The sequence below is a fragment of the Imperialibacter sp. EC-SDR9 genome (genome assembly GCF_902498805.1).
GTDB lineage: Bacteria > Bacteroidota > Bacteroidia > Cytophagales > Cyclobacteriaceae > Imperialibacter.
Genome location: NZ_LR701581.1, coordinates 21127 through 42432, shown reverse-complemented (window position 1 = coordinate 42432; position 21306 = coordinate 21127). Strand labels below are relative to the sequence as shown.

The 21306-nt window shown below is 46.1% G+C and carries 17 protein-coding genes and 1 pseudogene; 9 read left to right on the top strand and 9 right to left on the bottom strand.

Annotated features, from left to right (window positions below; translation table 11 throughout):
• Window positions 1-61: 61 nt before the first annotated feature.
• A complete protein-coding gene (locus tag GC130_RS10580; protein WP_151998274.1) occupies window positions 62-694 on the bottom strand; it encodes a response regulator transcription factor in 633 nt (210 codons plus the stop codon).
• Window positions 684-2552 carry a 7TM diverse intracellular signaling domain-containing protein gene (locus GC130_RS10575; protein ID WP_151998273.1) on the bottom strand — a complete coding sequence of 623 codons (1869 nt, stop codon included), beginning with the start codon at window positions 2550-2552 and terminating at the stop codon, window positions 684-686. The genes GC130_RS10580 and GC130_RS10575 overlap by 11 nt, the downstream gene beginning before the upstream one ends.
• A 187-nt stretch (window positions 2553-2739) precedes the next feature.
• Here GC130_RS10575 and GC130_RS10570 point away from each other — a divergent pair, with 187 nt between their 5' ends.
• The 6 genes from GC130_RS10570 (at window position 2740) to GC130_RS10545 (ending at window position 11299) form a co-directional block, all read left to right on the top strand.
• Entirely contained in the window at window positions 2740-3480 is a 741-nt protein-coding gene (locus GC130_RS10570) for a peptidoglycan recognition family protein (RefSeq protein WP_193217828.1), read from the top strand.
• Entirely contained in the window at window positions 3480-3800 is a 321-nt protein-coding gene (locus GC130_RS10565) for an antibiotic biosynthesis monooxygenase (protein ID WP_151998271.1), read from the top strand. Before GC130_RS10570 ends, GC130_RS10565 begins: the two co-directional genes overlap by 1 nt.
• Before the next feature lie 465 nt (window positions 3801-4265).
• Entirely contained in the window at window positions 4266-4892 is a 627-nt protein-coding gene (locus tag GC130_RS10560) for an RNA polymerase sigma factor (RefSeq protein WP_151998270.1), read from the top strand.
• Between the two features lie 143 nt (window positions 4893-5035).
• On the top strand, window positions 5036-6088 hold the full coding sequence (locus GC130_RS10555; protein ID WP_151998269.1) for a FecR family protein: 1053 nt from the start codon (window positions 5036-5038) through the stop codon (window positions 6086-6088).
• Between the two features lie 73 nt (window positions 6089-6161).
• The gene (locus GC130_RS10550) at window positions 6162-9689 is read left to right on the top strand and encodes a TonB-dependent receptor (RefSeq protein WP_226940433.1); all 3528 of its coding nucleotides are present in this window, start codon (window positions 6162-6164) and stop codon (window positions 9687-9689) included.
• A 38-nt stretch (window positions 9690-9727) separates the two neighbouring features.
• Window positions 9728-11299 carry a RagB/SusD family nutrient uptake outer membrane protein gene (locus GC130_RS10545; RefSeq protein WP_151998268.1) on the top strand — a complete coding sequence of 524 codons (1572 nt, stop codon included), beginning with the start codon at window positions 9728-9730 and terminating at the stop codon, window positions 11297-11299.
• A gap of 132 nt (window positions 11300-11431) precedes the next feature.
• Here GC130_RS10545 and GC130_RS10540 read toward each other — a convergent pair whose 3' ends face one another.
• From GC130_RS10540 to GC130_RS10520, 6 genes and pseudogenes are all read right to left on the bottom strand, one after another.
• Window positions 11432-11875: an RES family NAD+ phosphorylase gene (locus tag GC130_RS10540; RefSeq protein WP_151998267.1), complete on the bottom strand. Its 444-nt coding sequence runs from the start codon at window positions 11873-11875 to the stop codon at window positions 11432-11434.
• Window positions 11872-12327 carry an antitoxin Xre/MbcA/ParS toxin-binding domain-containing protein gene (locus GC130_RS10535; protein ID WP_151998266.1) on the bottom strand — a complete coding sequence of 152 codons (456 nt, stop codon included), beginning with the start codon at window positions 12325-12327 and terminating at the stop codon, window positions 11872-11874. Before GC130_RS10535 ends, GC130_RS10540 begins: the two co-directional genes overlap by 4 nt.
• A gap of 46 nt (window positions 12328-12373) precedes the next feature.
• Entirely contained in the window at window positions 12374-15073 is a 2700-nt protein-coding gene (locus GC130_RS10530) for an FtsX-like permease family protein (RefSeq protein ID WP_151998265.1), read from the bottom strand.
• 1 nt (window position 15074) lies between these two features.
• Complete coding sequence (locus GC130_RS10525; RefSeq protein ID WP_193217827.1) at window positions 15075-17528, bottom strand: ABC transporter permease; 2454 nt, start codon at window positions 17526-17528, stop codon at window positions 15075-15077.
• Window positions 17529-17576: 48 nt separating this feature from the next.
• Window positions 17577-17750 (bottom strand): annotated as a pseudogene (locus GC130_RS29230) (permease prefix domain 2-containing transporter); the annotation flags it as partial.
• A 10-nt stretch (window positions 17751-17760) separates the two neighbouring features.
• Window positions 17761-18102, bottom strand: a complete 342-nt coding sequence (locus GC130_RS10520; protein WP_151998263.1) for a PadR family transcriptional regulator — start codon at window positions 18100-18102, stop codon at window positions 17761-17763.
• Window positions 18103-18369: 267 nt separating this feature from the next.
• On the opposite strand from GC130_RS10520, the gene GC130_RS10515 reads away from it, so the two are divergent.
• From GC130_RS10515 to GC130_RS10505, 3 genes are all read left to right on the top strand, one after another.
• Window positions 18370-18759 (top strand): DoxX family protein, encoded by a 390-nt coding sequence (locus GC130_RS10515; RefSeq protein WP_151998262.1) that lies wholly within the window; start codon window positions 18370-18372, stop codon window positions 18757-18759.
• A gap of 115 nt (window positions 18760-18874) precedes the next feature.
• Complete coding sequence (locus tag GC130_RS10510; protein WP_151998261.1) at window positions 18875-19363, top strand: YdeI/OmpD-associated family protein; 489 nt, start codon at window positions 18875-18877, stop codon at window positions 19361-19363.
• Between the two features lie 39 nt (window positions 19364-19402).
• Complete coding sequence (locus GC130_RS10505) at window positions 19403-20299, top strand: pirin family protein (RefSeq protein WP_151998260.1); 897 nt, start codon at window positions 19403-19405, stop codon at window positions 20297-20299.
• Here the strand turns inward: GC130_RS10505 and GC130_RS10500 are convergent.
• Window positions 20296-21279 carry an NAD(P)H-quinone oxidoreductase gene (locus tag GC130_RS10500; RefSeq protein ID WP_151998259.1) on the bottom strand — a complete coding sequence of 328 codons (984 nt, stop codon included), beginning with the start codon at window positions 21277-21279 and terminating at the stop codon, window positions 20296-20298. The genes GC130_RS10505 and GC130_RS10500 overlap by 4 nt on opposite strands.
• Window positions 21280-21306: the final 27 nt, after the last annotated feature.

Sequence of the window (21306 nt, the reverse complement as noted above, 5' to 3'; positions counted from 1 at the left end):
AAAGCAGTATTTTTCATCTCAAAAAAATTAAAAGAATGCATGCTTTGCTTTTTGGCTAATGTCAAATATTGTTGTCAACTATGAACTTCATCATGGAGGCAAAACTCTTGAGGCCGAGCTTGGAGGCGATGTTTTTTCGATGAGTTTTGATGGTAAACTGACTCAAATTGAGCTGGTCGGCCATTTCCTTTGTCGTCATTCCTTGCTTAATGCGCTGAATGATCTCCATTTCTCTCCTGGTGAGATTAAACTGCTTCACAAAACTTTCATCCTCAGTAAAACTGGCAGTATGGTCAGGCTTCCGGGCAGGAAACACCGTTTCTCCACAAGCTACTTTTCTTATTGCCTCCACCAGCTTTTCCCTGGGGCTGGTTTTAAGCAAGTAGCCACATGCTCCATATTCCCTTGCTTTCTGTATCATATAGTCCTCCCCGTAGGTGGAAAGCATCACGATCTTAACAAGTGGATTCCATGAGTTAATTTCTCTAGTCACTTCAAGCCCATTCACACCAGGCATGTTAATATCCATCAATACCACGTCCACTTGCGTATCTCTCAGCAACGACTGGAGCTGCCTCCCGCCAGTGGCAGTACCCACGACCTCTAAATCAGGCTCCCTGGTTAGCATTAGCCTTAGACCATCAATAAACAACAAATGATCATCAGCAATAACGATTCTCACTTTAGCTGTCATTTTGTTTTGATTTAAGTGGAATAGAAACAATTACCGTAGTTCCAACCTTATTGGAGTCAATGGCCAACTCACCCTGAAGGTACTGCACCCTCGACTGAATGCTTTTCAGGCCGATTCCATTTCCTGATCCATCGGAAAAACCCTTCCCATTGTCCTCCACAACCATTTCGAAGGACTCATCATGGTAGAAAAGTTGAATCGTTGCTTCAGTAGCCTCTGCATGTTTCAGGATGTTGCTGGTGAGTTCCATCACGATCCTGTAGAGCATTAATTCCTCGTCCTTTCCAAAATACTTACTCCCACCCTTTTGATAAAAAGCAAAGCTCACCTTTGAGTCTTCATTCAAATGTTGAACGTAGGCGGCCATGACATCCTTAAGGTTGGTGTTGGCAAACTCCGGCGGCATGAGATTGTGCGATACCTGCCTTACATGCGCTGAGGTATCATCCAACAACTGCATAAGAGCCGATTTTTGCCCTTCATCCGAGTCCAACGACTGAAGGTTCAGTTTTATAACAGCCAGATTGCTCCCCAAATCGTCGTGAAGATCTTCGGCGATTCGTTTCCGCTCTTCTTCCTGTGCACTGATAATCCTTTTTACCTGCACTACTTTCTGCTTTTGAAGCTGCGCCGCTATCTTGTTCTTTTCACTTTCGTGCCTCTGGTAACGATACATAAGCCCAAATGAAATGACCATCGTTTCAACCACGATCCCAATTTCAAAAAGAGAAGGGGGTAGTAAATAAGAGTCTGACGTAAGGAACAGGATTCGCTCAATGCCACCGAAAAGGAAAATGCCCAGCCCGGCCAGAATTAGCCACCCGGGCTTAAATCCTTTGTATATTCCGTATATGCTATAGATAAGTATTGTCAGGAGCCCCACAAAGGTTGTTGCGTTAGTGGTCTTTACAACAAAAACCTCAATTGCATTGGAAGGCTCCATCAAAAAAACAAGCCATTGCGCAAAAGTCATAGCCAGTAGAAACCACTTCACAAAAGATACCCCCTTGAAAACATAATCGTCCTTCGCAATACTCACAATAAACAACTGGACAACATGCATAAGAAGAACGATAGCGATAGCACCAGAACTCGCCATAGAGGTGGCCCTGTAACCCAGCTCAGAGTCTAGTCCCAAAAACTCCTGATCTAAACCTTCATGTTTTAGGAGCAGAAATATTTGTGCAGCGATATATATGGTGTACCAGAAGTGTATTTTTTCTCGATTATTTAAAAACAAGTAAAAGTTAAAAATGAGAAACAATAACAATAGCCCTATCATAAGGCCAAATGAGAAGTAGAACCTGTTCTCCCTTTTTTTCATAGCTCTCGGGTGAAAAAGTGCGAATGCAAATGTCTTATAGGCATGGCTCTCATCTAAGCGAAGATAAAAGGAGTCAACGGAGTTGGCCGGGATTATAATTGGATAGAGGTAGTGGGAATGTAAGTAAGGTCGGCTCTCAAAAGGATGAGAATAGCCAGTATGGCCAAGGGATTTTAAGGTGCCCTGGTGATTTTGAAAGAGTTCGGCATCTCTGACGCCGAGCTGTCCCATAAAGAAAAACAGTTCTTTGTCCACAGAATCTTTATTTTCGACGGAGAACCTGTACCAATAAAAATATGGGTCATATCCCCAGAAAATCACCGAGGCCTCACCCATTGGCCTAAAATTTCCCCTTTGTTGCAATACTGAGTCAAGGGTTACCAAAGTATCAGCCTTAAAGATTTCGATATAGCTGTTAATGAAGGGAAATGTATCTTCTTTGCAAATAGCTGCATCTATTGGCTGTCCAATTGACCTGACTACACTAACCAGAAGTATAGTAGCCGAGAAAGCAGTTTTCAGAAGGGTTATCATTACCTAAACAAACTAAGGGGTTCTTTTCGGAATAAGAAATACAAACAAAGGAGTATAGTGGGCTTCCTATAGCCACATGCATTCTGACAACGAATTCTTCAGGAAGAAAAAGTCAATTTCAACGCAGTCTTTCTATAAATTCAATAGATTTTCACAACTTGTTCATTCAAAAAAGCTGCTTCTGAAAATGCGTGACTATTTAAGTAGAGTACTTTCGTTCAACAGCAAATCATCTCTGCTTTTGATGCTCCTGGTCTTTGTTTCGATGCTTTCAAATTGTGACAACGCCGCTGGTCAGCAAGAAAAGAAAACCACCGGTGCTGTTGATATCAAAGTCGACACCATCCCTACCCTCAACGCTACCAAGCTTGAACTGACGAAACAGTATTGTCTGGAAAACTACGGTGTGGCGAGCTACAAACTGGATAGCCCGAAAATAGTATTGGTACATTTCACAGTCATTCCAACGCTGAAAGAGACAGTCGAGTACTTTCAGAAAGACTCCATCGAATCGAGCCGCACCAACATCAGCAAGTTTAGTCAGATGAATGTGGGCATTCACTATATTGTGGACAAAGACGGTAGCATCTACAAGCTTGTGCCCGACACTGTGATTGCCCGGCACGCAATAGGCTTCAATCATATAGCCATTGGCATTGAAAATATTGCCAAAGACGCATCTGACCTCACTCCTGTTCAATTGGAGAGCAACGCAAGGCTGATCTCTCTATTGAAAGAAAGAAACCCGGGCCTCGAGTACATGGTAGGCCACCACGAGTACAACGATACCACACTGCCTCATTACAAGCTGTTTCTGGCTGTCGACGAGTCGTACAAGCCACACGACAAGCCTGATCCGGGGCCAAGGTTCATGTCAGACCTCAGGGAAAAGCTGAAAACGGAATACGACTTAACTTTCCTTAAATAGTGATCGCACGTATCTGGCACGGCTGGACTACCCTGGAAAACGAAATGGCCTATCAGACCATTTTGCTTAATGAGGTCATTCCTGGCATCAAGGCAAAGAAAATACCCGGCTTCAGAAAGATGGAAGTGATGAAGCGCTTGGTCGACGGTGAAATAGAATTCACAACTGTCATGTATTTCGAAAGTCTCGAAAACATCAAGAGCTTTACGGGAGATGACTACGAAACAGCCTATGTTCCAGACCGAGCCAGGGCCGTCCTCAAACGGTTTGACAAAAAGGCCATTCACAAAGAGTTAGTCGAAGAAATTTCTATTAGTTGAGTGGATTGTGCGCCAAACTAGCCCTTGGTGACATCGTTTCGACAAGCAAAATCAAACTTCTTTTGTATCCAATGGGTTCGGAACAGAATACTGCTTTCTTACCCTATAATCAAAAATTACCAAAGCCTCATGACTATTGACTTATTCTCAATTTAATTGTCATTTTTTGTTGCCCGCAACAACCTACCATGCTTTTTCGATAGACAAATCAACAAACTCGCATTCTATGCATTTCTAATTTTCTGTTAGAAAAACTTAAAAGCACTATGAAATAACATTATCATAACGTACTTTATTGTTCGGTATTTGTCTAGTTTAGTAATATTGATTGAAAATAGTGTTAACGCCCACAAACTAATAGATCGAAGTATTTCGGAGATATTAGCTCACAAAGGCGGACATTGTATCTCATCAATACCTATTGACCGTGTTGCTAAGCGTTCATTTGCCTCAACCAGCTAAAGTATGTCTCAATTCGGTACTATAAATGAGTATAGCGATGAGTCCCATCTCTGGGATCAGCTGGTTCGGCATGGAGACAAAACGGCACTTAAATCAATCTACTCTGCCTATGCCCGACTACTGTTCAACTACGGCATGCACGTCACCCAAAACAAAGATTTGGTCAAAGATTGCATTCAAGACTTATTTTTAGAGTTACTCAAAAACCACGCAACGCTCAGCAAGACATCTTCAATTAAGTACTACCTGTACAAGGCACTCAGGCGAAAGATTGTTTACGAAGAAAAAAAGATTGCACGCCAAATGTCGAGCCAGGAGCATTTTTTAGATACAGACGGGGCTGAGGTATTTTTCGAGTTTTCAGAAACAGTTGAAAAAAATAATGCATTGAACCGGAAGAAAATTCTTCAGTCGGTACACGCCCTACCAAAAAAGCAGCAGGAGGTTATTCAGTTGATTTTTTTTGAAAACCTAAGCAGAGACGAGGTTGCTGAAATTTTGGAAATTGACGCCAACTACTTGTACACCATTACATGGAAGGCCATTAAGGCCCTGCGAAAGGCACTCTTACCCAAGCAAGTTATTATTCACATAGTCCACATCCTGCTCGGCCTGTCACTATTGACTTAAGCGAGCTCCGCTGCAAAAACTCTCTCAAAATAACCTGAGTTGCTGTCCACAATTCTAGTGGACGAAATTAATTTCCCCGAAAAAGGTAGAGATTCCATTTTTGCCTCCTTTTAGTATTAAACGTAGTCATAAAGCAAATATTTATGAACCCTACCTTTAATACCGTAGAAGACCTAATCGTAGACAATTCCTTTAGAAAGTGGGTGCTTCAGAACGACCCCAAAGCCAAAGCACATTGGCAGCTCTACCTTTCTGCAAACCCCGAAAAGAAAGAATTGGTTGAAGAGGCGAAAACTTTCCTCAAAAAACTTCCAAGGGTAAACTATCAATTGCCCACTTCCGATTTTGAAACTATTTGGGCTCAAATTGAAAAAACGTCCGAGTCTGATATATATAATCACGGTGAGACAATGGCGTCGGCCCCAACGGGTGGCCGGGTGCGGCCAATTTCCTCCAAATGGTACTACTTGGCCGCCTCTATTGCCTTAATTCTAATTGCCGTCGGAATCAGTCAGCAGTACACCGAGCTTATCGGAAACACAACCGTGTCTTTTCAGACAAAATATGGCGAAAACCAGACGATTGAATTGCCCGATGGGTCAGTGGTGACTTTGAATGCCAACTCTACCCTTACCTACCAAGCTGATGGTTTTTCTAACGACATCAGAAAAGTCGAAATTGATGGCGAAGCCTTTTTCAAGATCAGCAAGCACACTTCTCCAAAAGGTGACAGGATAAAGTTTACTGTTGAGACGGCTGACCTTGAAGTGGAGGTACTAGGCACAGAATTCAATGTTAACACCAGAAGAGCCAGCACAAAAGTGGTGCTAACAGAGGGGCAGGTTCAGGTCAAACTAACCAAAATCGACAGTGTGAGGCGCATCTCAATGGTGCCCGGCGAAAAAATCACCTATACATCCGGTCAAAAATCAGCAACAAAGGAACAAGCCAAAGTAAATGTTGCGACCGCCTGGAAACAGAATGAACTCATTTTCGAAAACACCCCGGTGGGTGAAATTATTCACGTGCTGGAAGACAACTACGGCCTGCGAATCAAGCTGAAAAAGCCTGGAATTGCCGAAAAGCATTATACAGGAACATTCAAAAATCCTGACCCTGAAGTCATTTTAATGGCACTCTCAGGTCTTTTCGACTTGAAACTGGAGCGCCACAACGGAACTGTTACCCTAAACTAAAGCTGCCTATGGAAAACCATTGTAGAACAATCAATGATCGAACCAGTACCAAGGAAATTAAACTGCAAAACTTATGAAAATCTCTACGAAAAAATTTATGTACTCGGTAGGATTTACTTTCCTACTCTTACTCTACCACAGTGGAATTGGGCAACCTGTCGACGACCTATTGTTGTCAGCAGATGCCAGCCTATCCAACACCTACACTATAGAAAAAGCTCTGGAACATCTTGAAAAGAGGCACCAGGTATCGTTTCATTACGAAACACAAATGGTCAGAGATGCAAAAGTTTCTGGCGATCTGTCTGATTTTGATCAGGAAAACCTTCAGGATGCACTGAGCATTTTGCTGGAGCCATTAAAACTCAACTTTCGCAAGCTGGACGATAACTACTACCTGATTGTAAAAGACAATACCCCAAAAAAAATTGAAGGTCAAAAGACAGCGGGATTTACCACCTCGCTTGACAGAGGGCCACTCTACGCTTCAATTGCCAAGATCAATTCATATCAGCTACCAAAAATTCCGGTTTTAAGAGAGCAAACCATATCTGGCAAAGTAACAGATGACAAAACTGGAGAAGGGCTACCAGGCGTAACTGTACTGGCCAAGGGAACTACAACTGGCACAACTACTGACATAGATGGTCAGTATCGTCTTACTGTTGCTGATGAAGTAACTACCCTTGTATTTTCATCGATTGGATTCGCTACAGTGGAAGTACCTATTGCAGGCAGAAGCACGATCAACTTTGCCATGAAGGAAGACGTGACCAGTCTCGATGAAATCGTGGTTATCGGCTACGGAACTCAAAAGAGATCAGATTTAACAGGCTCTGTTGGTTCCGTCAACACCGACCAGCTTCAGCAGCGCCCGGCACCTTCCCTTAACCAGGCCATAGCTGGCAGAATACCCGGCGTGCAGGTAAACATCAACTCTGGCCGCCCCGGTGGGAAATCAAACGTAAGAGTTCGTGGCTTCAGTTCCATCAACTCTTCCAATAACCCACTGTATGTTGTAGACGGTGTTCAGCTACCAGTGGGCAACCAAACTCAACGCAGCTCGGCCATTGACTACATCAATCCAGCCGACATAGTTTCAGTAGAAGTACTTAAGGATGCCTCATCTACGGCTATTTACGGTGCTAGGGGTGCCAATGGAGTTATCCTGATCACTACGAAAAAAGGAAAGTCGGGTGAAGGAAAAATTACTTATGATGGAATTTTCAGTGTGAATACCTACGGACCAAATAAGCCTGAAGTGTTAAATACCGCAGAGTATCTGGCAGTGGAAGATTTATCCTGGGCTAACATGGAAAAGTTTGACCCGGCCGGCTGGGCTGCTGGTAGATGGGCCTCGCTAAATCCTGCGCTAAAGCGGACTGACCCTCGCCTTTTTGATGCCAATGGTAATCCCTACTATGATACCGACTGGATCAAAGAAACAACGCAAAGCAAACTTTCGCAGAGCCATCAATTGAATTTTAGCGGAGGGGATGATCGCACTACCTACTCGTTTTCGATGGGTTACAGGGACGATCAGGGTCTGTACAAAACGTCTTTTATGACGAGGTACTCAGGCCGACTTTCCCTGGAAACAAAGGTTAAAAAGTGGTTGACTGTAGGTGCCAACCTAAACTATAACTACCAGAAAGAAAACAATGTCGACTTCAGCGATCAGGTTCCCCGACGCATGGTGGAAGATTTCCCTTTTCTGCCCGTGTACTACCCAGATGGAACCTACGCCGACAACAGGGATTATCCTTTTGCTGAAGGTACAATGAGCTCGGTTCATAATTTAATGGAAAGAGAATACCTCATCGGAACCCAAACGCTTCTTGGAAGTGCCTTCACGAATATTACACTGGCGGAGGGGCTGGTTTTACGCAGCGTATTGGGTACCAACGTTGTGCAGCAAAGTGAGCAGCGCTACGAAGGAAGAACCATTCAGTTAGGCTCTCAGGGTAGGGCGTGGCTTACTCAGGGACAGGACGATTTCTGGTCCTTCGAAAACTACCTGACCTACACCAAAACCTTTGCTGAGGTTCACGCATTCACAGGCATGCTTGGTTTGTCATGGCAAGAGTCTAAAACCTTCAATCAGAATTCAGAAGCCAGAAACTTCTCAACCGACTATTTCTCCTACAATAACCTTGGATCAGGAAGCCAAAATATCCTTGTCGGGTCTGGAGCCAGCCGAGAAGCCCTAAACTCCTACTTCGGGCGCTTCAACTATACCTTAATGAATAAGTATTTGTTCACCTTTACCGGCAGAGCAGATGGTTCATCCAAGTTTGGAGACAACAATAAGTACTCGTTTTTCCCTTCAGCCGCTGTGGCATGGAAACTTACTGAGGAAGGATTTATGCAGAACCTTCCTGTTGTTTCGAATTTGAAGGTTCGTACAAGCTATGGACTTACCGGCAACTCCGAAATTCCAGCCTATTCTTCATTGTCGTTGCTTAGTTCAAATTATGCTACCATTTTCAATAACAACAGAGTAAGCGGTACGGGAATTAATCGCCTGGCTAACCCCGATTTAAGATGGGAGAGAACATCTCAAGCAGACCTTGGCATGGAAGTGGGCTTGTTTAAAGGAAGGCTAAACTTCGAAGCCGATTTCTACTATAGGAAAACCACAGACATGCTGCTGGATGCCCCCGTACCACAAACAAGTGGCTATGCAACGATCAGACGAAATGTGGGATCGATGGAAAATAAAGGCATAGAACTCGGGTTGAACACCATCAATGTTGAACTCAGCAGGTTCTCCTGGAGCACATCGTTTAATATTTCATTCAACAGGAATAAAGTACTTGAGCTTGCCACCCGTTCAGACATCTTTGGAGTTGGAGGGCCTGGTATCACCAACCAAACAAGTATCATTCGTGAAGGCGAACCAGCAGGTGCCTATTGGGGGCTAAACAGGCTGGGCGTTTGGGGTACCGATGAAGCTGCGGAAGCTGCGGAGTTTACCAGCTATCGGAACGGTTTGACCATGTTGCCGGGTGACATCAAATACGAAGATGTAAACGGAGACAAAGCCATAACAGATGCTGACCGTATGATTATTGGCAACGGTAGCCCCAAGGGCTGGGGTTCATTCATCAACAATGTCCGTTTCGGAAACTTCGACCTCACATTTGACGTGCAGTTTATGTATGGCAACGACATAATGGACATGAACCTTCACTCCAGTGAGGATCGTCAGACCTTGGCCAACAGCTACCGCACTGTGCTGAACGCCTGGACGCCGGAAAATCAGAATACCATGATTGCTCAGATAAGAGACACCCGTGCTGGCTACGTAACCAATGTTGACACGCACTGGGTTCAGGATGGTTCGTTCATTCGGGGCAGAAACCTTCTCATTGGCTATTCATTGCCTACCACTGCTGTCGAGAGAATCAAGCTAAGTAACCTGAGAATTTATGCATCTACACAAAACTTTTTCCTGATAGTGAGCGATGAAGTTATCGGAGATCCTGAAATCACTCCGATTCGTGGTAACGATGGCAACAATGTATTCTCTCAGGGTATGAAATGGCACGAATATCCTAAGCCCACGGTGTGGACGATGGGAATTCAGATCGGACTCTAGTCTATGTCATGTTTTTTGAACCAAAAAATTTAACTATCATGAATCATAACATATTCAAAAATATCGCAAAAATCGTCCTCAGTGGCACACTGCTACTATGGACTGGCTGCTCCGACTTCCTCGATGAAGAGGATCCGTCTAACCTGACTCCCGAAAGCTTCTATACGATACCGGCCCACGCAGAAGCTGCTATTGCCGCAGTGTATGCGGATGCTCGTTTTTTTGGCGATGGAGCTGGTATATTCTCGTCGAACTGGCAACTGCTCGAAGGACCCACTGGCACTTCGACGACTGAAACTGCACAAAATTCCGACTTGAACAACCTTTACTCCCTCACCTGGGATGGCAATACAGGTCATATCCTCAACTGGTGGCGAGGACTCTACCGAGTGATTGCGCAAGCCAATCTGGTGCTGGACAGAGTTCCAGCGATAGACCCCATGGACGCAGCCCAGAAAAATAGAATTCTTGGAGAGGCCCGGTTTCTCAGGGCCTGGGCATACTTCTATGCCGTGAGATTATGGGGAGATGTGCCATTGATTACTTCACCACAAACGGCTGTGTCGCCAGATTTCTACCCTATTCGTGCTTCACAGCAGGCGGTATACGACCAAATTGTGGCGGATTTGATTGCCGCTGAATCAGCGGAGCTACCATGGACTGATGGAACTGGCAGAGTGTCTACATCTGCTGTTAAATCAATGCTATCCAAAGTGTATTTAACCATGGCCGGTAAACCGCTGGACAAAGGTGCTACGCATTATGACTTGGCGGCAAGAAAGGCAAAGGAGGTAATAGACAATGCTGGAACAATCGAGCTTTTTGATACCTATGCCGAAGTACACGACGAAACCCTTGGCAACACGAAAGAGCATATCTTCAGCTTGCAGTACAATAACCTGGTAGCTGATAACCCAATGGGCAACATGTTCCCAAACTTCAAGCCGGTTACTTATCGTGGACCCTCAGGCACTGGCAGCAGTGTTCCCACGCTTTCATTCTATGAATCTTATGAAGATGGGGATATTCGGGCAGTGAATCAACAAGGTTATTTCTATACCACCTACTATATCAATGGTAACGGAAAACCCTTTGATCTTGGTGCCCCTTACATCTTCAAACATTTCAATACGAGAGCTAACGGCACCGTAACGGTCAACGAAGAAGGGGATTCAGTAAGGGTGGCAGGAACCAGGACGGACAACCTGAATGTGCCTATGATTCGCTATGCCGAGGTGCTGCTGATATATGCCGAAGCTCAGAACGAAGTCGCAGGCCCTTCGCTTGCAGCTTACGATGCCCTTAAAGCCATAAGAGACCGTGCTGGGTTGGCTACGCCACTGCTCGGCACCCTCACCCAATCTTCTTTCAGAGAGGCTGTTTGGAAAGAGCGCTGGTATGAGTTCTGTTACGAAGGGATCACCTGGTTTGACATGGTCAGACTACAAAAAGTGTTCAATGAAACCACTGGTGGATTTGACAACTTTGTTGGCCATGTCAATTTAAGTTCCAACCAGGCCCTGCAAGCCAAGCATCTTTTGTTCCCTATACCAATACAGGAAATAGTGAATAACCCAGATTTAGCTCCTCAAAATCCTGGATATAATTAAGTCTGAATGCTCACACTCCCTGGTTGCTTTCGTAGGGTTTGCAATCGGGGAGTTCTTTGTCACTTCTCCGCAATATTCAAATCCTTTTAATGGGTTGGCTCAAACCCTGCGACGATTGAAGACCCAAACCCGCTAAAGCCTTCTATCGAAGGAAAACTCATCAGAACTAATAAGCTTAATCCTATTAAACTCCCTGTGGTTGGCATTTAAAATGTAGTTAAACTCCTCGGTGATAATAGCCGATGGAACTTTGAGAACTGCTGCCTTACCATTTGCAACCCATTTGTCACCCATAACCCTTGTCGACACTCGTTGGGAAAATTCCTTCCAGTTGACTGGTAAATCATTTAAAACCACCCTATCAATAGCAAGATCATCGGGTATCTCAATCGTCATTACCCTAAATCCACCATCAAGCCCTTCCCCACTCCTGTGCACCAAATTCTCAAGGCAGGCCAGCGATCTTGATCCCGCCGTATAGATGACAAAAGTACCTTTTGAATTCCACCTTGCCACAAATCCGGAAGCATACAGGCCTGTGCTAAACTTAGCCAGCGTAATCCGGTAAACCTTCATGCTGTATCACCATGCTGAATGCGATCCAGCTCTTCGCTGATGAGATCAATGCCATCAGAGGTTTTGATAAGATGCAAAGGTATACGACTATCAATGCCAAAGGCGGGCTTGGACAACCAGTTAAGGAATGACTCTCTTTGGCCAAAGGTATCCACACCCTTCCGGTAAAGAGCGACTAACTTGAGCATCAGCTCACTTTTGGCTGGGCTAAACTTGATTTGCTGCACCTGGTATTTACGAATGGTTTTGGGGTTGAGCTCCACCACCTCGGCAAGGTAATCATGATGGCCAAAGAGCCCCACCACATCGTCAAAAATGGTAGCAGGCACCCCTTCCAAAGCTTCAAAAGCCAGTATTGTGTAACTCGACACCCTTGGTCTTAGCCTTTTATAGATCATTTCAGGCTCTTCAACCATATTCACTTTGTACTCGATTTCTTTATACTTTTTCACACCCCTAATGTATGGAATTTTTTCCCAAATTTAAAGAAATATTTCTCTACTCCGCCCTTAATGCCTCTACGGGGTTTCTCCATGAGGCACGGAGCGTTTGAGAGATGATCGTTAACAAACCTAAGCTCAGCAAAATAAGGGAGCCTAAAAAGAGGGTACCAAATCCCAGCGTCACCCTGTTAGGAAAGTTCTCCAACCAAAGGTTGTTGATGAAATAGCTCAGAGGCGCTGCTATGATAACTGACACCACCAATAGGACTAAAAACTGTCTGGAAAGCAGCAGCGCAATGCTTTTTGCATCTGCTCCCAACACTTTCCGAATTCCGACCTCCTTTGCACGCCGTTCTGTGGTGAAGGTGGTCATTCCCAGCAGCCCCAGGCAGGAGATTATTATCGCCAGAAAGGAGATGAAACCAATGATAGCCACCAGGTCGCCCATCCACTGGTTGACATTCACGAGCTGATTGTCATAAAACTGATACTTGAACGGATGTACGGCGTCGACAGCCTTCCATTTGGCCTCCAACTGTTCTAAAGTAGCCGGTAAATCATTCGAAGCTATTTTGACATTGAGATAGCTAAAATGGGATGGTTCGTTGATGAAAAGCAATGGCCCCACCTTGTCCTGCATAACGGGTGTTTGAAACCGAAAGTCTTTCATCACGCCTATCACCTCCCTGGGTGTCGCATACCCCACAACCTCCACAAGATGTCCGACGATGTCCGACGATGTTTCATACCCAAGTGCCTTTGCCCCGGCTTCGTTGACGAGCACAAGTCGACCTGCATTGCCAGCAGCCGGCAGGTTCCGCCCTGCCAAAATGGAAAGACCAAGGTTCCTCACAAATCCTGAGTCAACCCGCAGGTATTCAAAGCCAGTCATTTCATCGTCTCTGTTGGCGTTTTTCACACCTATGCCATTGGTCATGGCCATAGCCGGAATGAATTCACAAGCCGAAATACCGGAGACCCCTGCCACTGAGCCCAGCTCGTTGGCGAGAAGCTGATAATCGTTGCCCTGGAGGGGAATATTAACAATATTCTGCGAGTCAAACCCGTACTCAAACTCAACAAAGTGTTTGAATTGGCGGGCTATGACAATGGAGGTGACAATGAAAAAAAGCGAAATAATGAACTGGAACGAAAGTAGTACTTTCCTAAATCCCAGCTTGCCAGGCCCCTCGTTGTTCAGCTTCTTCAGCGACTTTAATGGCGAATACCCCGACAGCCGCACAGCGGGATAGAATCCGGCAACGATTCCCACAACTATCGCCAGACCAAGGAAAAGTGTATAAATAACGAGGTTACCATTGAGGTCAAGGTGAAGTAATTGGTTGGCCCACAGCCTTTCAAAGGCAGGCTTGATCGCCACCAGCAGCGCAAACCCCATGGCAAGTGCCAATAGCGATATCAGCACAGATTCTGTCAGAAACTGAATGACCAGATTCAATCTTTTTGCTCCATTCACCTTCCTCACTCCAATCTCTTTTGCCCTGGTGAGTGATCTGGCTATCGACAAATTTGTGTAGTTGAGGCAGGCAGTAAACATAATCACGAGCGCAAGAAAACCCAGGATATAGTACGCCTCGATGGGAAGCTGCAAGCTTGACGGATTACCAACAAAAATACCAGGCGTGATCTCGGTCAGTCTTTGTGGGATAAGCCTGATGTCTTTCAGGTCGTCTTTGCCTGCATACTTTTGAGTAGCCAGCTGCGCCAGATCAGATGTTAAATCGGCCTGCGTCTTGCCAGCTTTCACTTTCGCATAAGTATAGCTATAGGAATACCTGTCCCAATCATCGGTATGGTTCTGCACCTTCTGTTCCTGCTGCAGCAGTGCCATGCTGGCCGACGAAATGAGCGCATCAAATTTCAGATGCGATTTATACTTTTCGCTGTCCAATATGCCCGTGATGGTAAACTGGCCCCAGTCCACGGGAGTAGTTCCAGTCTCACTGCCAAAATCTAACTGGATCACCCGCAATCCCCGGTCGAAGAATCTGGCCGACCTCCCAATCAGGTCTATCGAAGACTCGCCTTCACCGAACAGACGGGTAGCTGCCTCACTGGTAATAATCATCGAATTAGGCGCACCTAGCGCTGCGGATTTGTCTCCTGCCAGCAAACCAAAACCTAAAACTTCAAAAAATGACTCGTCTGCAAAATAGCCTGTCAGCTCAATACTCCGTTCTCCCATCACAAAGTCGCCACCCACTCCAGGCACAAGCTGTGTAGCTGTCTCAACGATCGGAGACTCACTCGTTAGAGCAGCTGCGAGCGGAAATGGGCTGGATGCATTAGGATTCGATGACCTCGGTATTTTCGACAAAATCCGGAACGTCCTTTCCTTGTCGGGTGAAAACTGATCATAGCTTCTTTGGTCAGCCAGCATCAGCAGGATAAGCATGCCAACCGACATGGCCGCCGCCAGACCAAAAATGTTAATGAACGAGAAAGCTTTGTATTTGAGGATATTTCTAACTCCTACCTTCAGATAATTTCTAAACATACCGTATTTGTTTAAAGAGTAATGGCCTTCTACCGGGCGGATCATCGCCGGGCGCAAAAGCTGTAAAACATCTACAATAAATCGACGGTTGGCCTTCGCTTGACCTGAATCGGCCAGCCTTTCATGGTACAATTCCATCAGGTCTCCTTCCACGCCTGGCAGCAAATCGGGGTGGCAAAACCAGCGAAAAAACCTTAGCGCCCATTGGGGCGGTGCGTGACTAGTTGGCTTCGGCATCTTATTCCATTCTCAAAGCATCCACTGGATTCCTTTTCGATGCCCTGAACGTTTGGGAACCAATCGTGAGCAATCCCATCAGCAAGAGAAGGCTTGAACCTATAAAGACCGTACCAAAGCCAAACTCGACCCTATTGGGCAAGTACTGAAGCCACAAGTTATTCAGGATATAGCTCAGCGGCGCAGCGATACCCACCGAGATGGTCAGCATCCATAAAAGCTCTTTGCTCAACAGAACAGCAATGGCCAGCTCGGGTGCGCCCATTACTTTGCGAATGCCCACTTCTTTTGTGCGGCGCTCTGCAGAATAAGCAGCCATGCCCAGGAGGCCAAGACAGGCAATCACTACGGATAAAAAGGCGATAAAGCCAAGGATGGAAACGACATCAAAAATTGCCTGATGAGTCGCCGCCAACTGTTCGTCAAAGAACCGGTACTTAAACGGATGTACCGGATCGACAACCTCCCATTTTGCCTTCAGCTTATCCACGGTGCCCATGAGGTCATCCGACGAAATTTTTACGTTCAGAAAGCCGTAATGGTCCAGACCAGCACGCATGGCAAGAGGCGATATTTTGTCTTCATTCAGGAGCAGCTTAAACTGAAAATCTTCCACCACACCAACTACCTCCAGCGCATTTGTACCCCATTCTGTTTCGTACACCTGGCCAATGATCTCGGATGGGTACTCAAAACCCATCGCTTTCACAGCCGCCTCATTCACCAGTATATACTTGTCCAGGCCGCCCCTGTCAGCAGGGAGTGGTCGGCCGGCAACCAGTTTGATCTCCAGCGTTTCTATGAAATGCTCATCGGTATGCAGGCTACCAAACCTGGTATATTCGTCTTCCGATCCCAGCTTTCTCAGCGTGAAGTTATTATTGATGCCCCCGGCCGGAATAATATCACAAGCCGACACCGATGTGACTCCCGGCACAGTAGCCAACTCGCTGGCTATGATATCGTTGTCAACGCCCTGCAGCTCTATATTGACTACGTTTTGAGTGGCAAAGCCATACTCAAAATTGAGATAGTGTTTGAACTGCCGGAAAATCAAAATAGAAGTAACAATGAAGAGCAGCGACACGACAAACTGAGAAATACCGAGCACCTTTCTCAATCCCATTTTTCCTTTTCCGCCGGCCAAATTGCTCTTCAATACCTTCACCGGCTGGTATGATGCCATGACAAAAGCAGGGTATACACCTGCAATCAAGCCGATGGTTAACGCAAAGGCGAAGAAAACCAGATAGACTGACCAGGTAGTAGGCAGCTCAAAATTTAAGTGCTGGTTAAGCCATAAGTTCGTAAAGGCGGGTTTGAGGAAAAGAACTAGAATTAACCAGGCGATACCTAAAGACAGCAGGGAAGTCAATATAGACTCAGTTAAAAACTGAAACACCAGATTTCCCCTGTTGGCACCATTTGTTTTCCGCACGCCGATTTCCCTTGCCCTGGTGGTAGCCCTGGCAATGGACAGGTTGGTGTAGTTGAGGCAGGCACAAATCAACACGACAAAGGACAGCAGGCCAAGGAAATAATAGCCGAAGTCGGGCAGCCGGTAATTGGTATCGTTGTTTTCCAGTCCCATGGCAATATCCGCCAAACGCTGACCTTTGAAGATGATGTTCTTTTTCTCTTCATCTTCCATGTCTTTGTATTTGCGAACGCCAAGTGACTGCAAATCGGCTTGTAAGTCTGCCTCTGTTTTCGATGCATCCAGCACCACGTACGTATAATTTTGCCAGTAGTGCTCCCAATTGCTGGTGAGATTCTCCAGCTTCTTTTCTACGTAAAGCCGCTGCCGGGTAGCCTCCGACATCAGCACATCGAAATGGATATGCGACTTGTGTTTCTCGTCTGCAATAACGCCGGTCACTGTAAAAGTCCCCCACTCTACCGGCGCCGATCCGCCACCACCATGATCGAGCGGGAACGGCAGCTGCCTGTCGGAAAATGACACTACTTTGCCCAGTGGATCCTCCTTCCCAAAAAGATTGGCAGCTAATTCACTTGTGATCACAATTGAATTGGGAGCCGACAAAGCTGACACCTTATTGCCTTTTTGAAGGTCAAAGTCGAATACTTCGAAGAATGCAGGCTCTGCAAAGTAGCCCCGCATCTCAAACAACTTTTCGTTATAGATCACATCACCACCTACGCCGGGCATCAGTCGGGTGCTCGTTTCTACAGACGGATACTCGGTACGCAGTACATCCGCCAGAGAGTACGGGGAGGTAGCATATGCTTGCCTGAATTTCTCGGAGTCGGTGAGAATGCGATAGATTCTGTCCTTCTTTGAATGAAACTGGTCATAGCTGTGCTGGTCGGCCAGCATGAGAATTACCAGCATACACACCGACATGGCCACGGCCAGTCCAAACACATTGATAAAGGAAAATGCCTTGTGTTTAAGGATATTCCTGAAGCCAACCTTTAAATAATTTCTCAACATACCGTAACTGTTTAAATGGTAAGCGCCTTCCACCGGTCGTATTATCGTCGGACGGAAAAGCAGTAAAACATCTATAATAAACCTTCGGTTGGCTTTTCGGCGACCCGTTTCTGATAGTCGCTCATTGTACAATTCCATCAGATCGCCCTCTACCCCCGGCAGCAATTCGGGGTGGCAGAACCACCGAAAGAAACGGTGCCAAAACCTTGGCGGAGAGGTCATTTCATTCATATTAACTTGCAAACTTCACATCCAGCGCCACCTTGGGTATGGCATTCCAAAGCTCGTTTCTGGTGCTTCTGATATACTCCATGGCCTTTTTGCCCAATGCTGTAATTTGGAAAAACCGCTTCGGCCTTCCCGCCCTCTCCTGGGTAGCTTCTCCATCTTGCGATTGCAGGTAGCCCTTTTGCTCCAGCCGTTTCAACGCCGTTTGTAACGCACCCACACTCACATTGCGGCCAAGCCTGGCTTCTATTTCCTTTTTGATCGACACCCCGTAAGCATCACCATGTAAAATACCGACCGTGAGCATGACTACCTCTTCAAACTCACCTAGTTGAAATTGCTTCATTTGCCTGATAATTAATTCCTAAATGTAGTATTTCAAAGCAAGAGATTTTTTTGATAATTTCCTAATTGTAGTAATATTTTATTTGAAGGCGTGTAGGTAGGTATGTGCAATACTTTTGACGCCCGGTAAAGACAATGCGTTACACCACACCTGGAAAAAAGGTGAACCAAAGCTATGCCGCAATCGACCCTTCATATTGCCGTATTTACACATCGAATGTATCGTCGGAGCCCCGCACCTTTGTATCGCACCAAAAAAGAGACAACCATGACTACTTTAACACTAGAAAAGACATCCAAAAGCGACAAGGTCATCTTTTGGGTATTCACGAGCATTTTCGTGCTGTTCGATGGCGTGGGTGCCATCGCTTTCAATACACAGCCCGCCATCGAGGGCATCGCTCACCTTGGCTTCCCGGATTTTTTCCGTGTTGAGCTTGGCATTGGAAAAATCATTGGAGGTGTTCTCCTTATTGTTCCGCAAGTGCCTCACCGACTAAAAGAATGGGCCTATGTAGGATTTGGCATTTCCACACTTTCAGCGATTATAGGCCACCTGGCTGTAGACAGCAGCATGGAACATGTGTACCTGCCTCTAATTGTCCTGCTGGTGCTGGTCGTTTCCTATGTATACTACCACAAAACCAGGGTATTCTGAAAAAATAAAGATTTGACGAGTTCATAATATCCAAGTTCACTAATGGTGCGGGCCTACCTGCACCATTTTTCATTTACTCGAATCAAGCAGTTAAATTGCATAACAATCTTCAGCTATGACCGATATTCCACTCATTAACGGCGACTACCTCCTGCAAAAATTCCCCGGCAAAGGCGGCTGGACTTACGCTCAGATTCCCGAAGTGCTACAGGATAAAAGCTTCCCGTTTGGATGGGTACGGGTATGTGGAAGCATCGACGACTACGAGTTGAAAGGCTATAAGCTTGCACCAATGGGCAATGGCCAACTTTTTCTGCCTGTGAAAGCTGAAATCAGGAAGAAGATTGGCAAGCAAGAGGGCGACGCCGTAAAGATCATCCTTTACAAAGACACTCTCCCGCTGGAAGTACCACAGGAAATCATCGATTGCTTCTCAATGGAGCCACCAAAAGCCTACGAAAACTTTCAGAAGTTCTCAGAAAGTGAACAAAAATACTACCTCCAATGGGTATATGATGCAAAAACGGAAGACACCAAAGCCAGCAGGATTGTGAAAATGATGGATCGGATGGCTGTTGGTAAAAAGTTCTATGAACCGGATTAGTTAGGCACTATATTTAACACAAAATCAACCCGCTATTGCATGTCAAACATTGACCTCATCATCGAAGAACGCCCCGCCGACATCGGCCATTTCTTAGTCGGCCGACTCCTCCCCTTTCGGGGCCGCCGCATGGTAGGCCCGTTCATCTTCATCGACCACATGGGCCCTGCTGTCATGGGCCAGGACGACAACCTGGATATCGGCCCGCATCCTCATATTGGACTTTCTACCCTCACCTACCTGTTCGAAGGACACGTCGTGCACAAAGACACACTAGGCTCCCACATGGAAATCAATCCCGGCGAAGTCAACTGGATGACGGCTGGAAAAGGCATCGTTCATTCTGAAAGAACTCCGGAGTATTTGAGGCATGCGGGCAAAACGCTGCACGGTTTACAGATTTGGGTGGCCCTGCCTAAACACCTGGAACAGATGGAACCGGAGTTTTTTCATGTGACCAAAGAAGACATTCCTACCTGGGAAAAAGACGGAGCCAGCTTCAAACTCATAGCCGGTGAGGCATTTGGCAGAAAGTCGCCGGTGCCGGTTTACAGTCCGCTCTTTTTGCTGGAAATAAAAACTAAAGAGAAAAAGACCATCGACATTAACAAAGACCTTTTCGGTGAGGTAGGTCTGTATATTCTTGAGGGACAAATAGAAAACGAAGGCAACGTGCACGAGCCCAAACGTATTCTTGTAGCCAAAGACAGCAGCCTCTGCCATTTTGAAATGCATGAAAACACCACGGTGTATGTCTTCGGCGGGGAGCCCTTCCCGGAAACAAGACACATTTACTGGAACTTCGTTTCGTCAGACGCACAACTGATAGAAAAGGCGAAAAAAGATTGGCAGGAGCAGAACTTTCCAATAATCGAAGGCGAGACCGACATTGTTCCGCTTCCTCCTCAGGCTTTTGGACTGAAGCCGAAAACTTAAGCTGAAATAGTAAGAACAACCTTCCCAATATGCTCGCTGCTTTCAACTAGCTTATGAGCTTCAGCCGCTGATGCTAACGGAAAAGTCTGGTAAATCACGGGCATAATCCTGCCCGCATCCAGCAGCGGCCAGATATGCTTTTCAAGGTTGGCGGCGATAGCTCCTTTGAAAGTAGTTTCACGCACCCGCAGCGTGGAACCTGTGATTGTCAATCTTTTAACCATCACCCGCATCAAATCAATCGGGCTGTTGGCACCACCCATCGCATTGATGATCAGTAACCTGCCCTCTGTGGCAAGCAACCCAACGTTTTTTGGTGTGTAGTCCCCACCAATCATGTCAAGGATGACATCGACACCTTTAGGCTCAAGGATCTTGATCACTTCAGCAAAATTCTCTTTCTTATAATTCACACATTTTACAGCGCCTAGCTTTTCTGCGAAAGCACATTTTTCGTCTGTACCGGCGGTAGCGTACACCCTTCCTCCCAGGGCTTTCACCATTTGAATAGCGGCCACTCCAATACCCGATGTACCTCCATGCACAAGAAAGCTTTCACCAGACACAAACCTCCCACGGTCAAACACATTCGTCCATACGGTGAAAAAGGTTTCGGGAAGAGACGCCGCCTCTTCGAAAGAAAGTCCTTCAGGTACCGGCAAACACTGTACGCCTGGTACAGCCACGTACTCCGCATAGCCTCCACCTGCCAGCAGAGCACATACTTTGTCGCCAGGTCTCCACCTTTTTTCGTCGACACCGACATGCTCCACCACGCCCGCCACCTCCAGGCCGGGTATGTCAGCAGGCACGCCGGGAGGTGCAGGATAGCGTCCTTCTCTTTGAATAATGTCCGGACGGTTGACTCCGGCCGCAGCTACTTTGATCAGCACCTCCTCCGACTTGATTTCAGGAATTGGTCTCTCTGCCGACTGCAAAACCTCCGGGTCACCTGGGCTTGTAATAACAATTGCTCTCATGTTCTCGCTTGTGAATAGTTATTCAAG